Consider the following 389-nt stretch of genomic DNA (forward strand, 5'->3'; position numbering starts at 1 on the left):
ATCATCCCCACCCGCTTCAACCGCCAACGCCGCGAAGTCTGCTTCATGCCCGAAGGCGCCACCGAACCGCTCTTCGTCCCCTGGGAATCCCTCTCGGCCTGGGTCATCGAAGCCCAAGGCGCCACCCAATACGGCATCCACCGCCAGTACGGCATGGGCATCGGTTTCCAGCACGGCGAGACCCTGACCAGCGTCGAATTTCCCTGCTTCGGTCTTTCGCTGGCCATCAGCCACTGGGAAGCCATTCGCGGTTACATGGAATACGAAATCCACGACCTCAAATCCATTCAGGACCTGCAAGACCTGCAAGGCCCGAACGACCCGCCCCACGAAGGCCTGCACACTTTTCACAACGCCCGTGCACGCATGCACCAGCAAATCCGCGACGG

The 389-nt window shown here is 61.4% G+C and carries 1 pseudogene; it reads left to right on the forward strand.

Features of this window, described 5'->3' with window-relative positions:
• Window positions 1–389, forward strand: a pseudogene (locus Q7W83_RS29095) (hypothetical protein); the annotation flags it as partial.

This window comes from Pseudomonas sp. 300 (assembly GCF_055803035.1).